This window comes from Photobacterium sp. R1, assembly GCF_054600795.1.
In genome coordinates this window covers 1-279 of sequence record NZ_BAAHZP010000469.1, presented here as the reverse complement: position 1 = coordinate 279, position 279 = coordinate 1, and the positions used below count along the sequence as shown (strand labels likewise).

The window sequence follows — 279 nt, the reverse complement described above, 5'->3', positions numbered from 1 at the left end:
CTGGACAAAGTGAATGCTCAGCCCAATGTGGCTATGATTGCCCCGGTGCGCTGCCAGCAGATGGTTGTTGGCGAGCGTGAAGCCTGGCTGACACTGGACAATGGCCAAAGCCTGACGGCCAAACTGGTCGTGGGGGCGGATGGTGCCAATTCATGGGTGCGCAGCCAGATGGATATTCCGCTGACTCACTGGGATTATGGTCATCACGCCATTGTTGCCAATATCCGCTGCGCAGAACCCCATGCGCACACCGCCCGGCAAATTTTCACACCGGACGGC

At 58.4% G+C, this 279-nt stretch carries 1 protein-coding gene; it reads left to right on the top strand.

The window, feature by feature from the left end:
- Positions 1-279 (top strand): FAD-dependent monooxygenase (locus ACYP03_RS25890; RefSeq protein ID WP_459782658.1); only part of this gene is annotated, 279 nt, incomplete at both ends.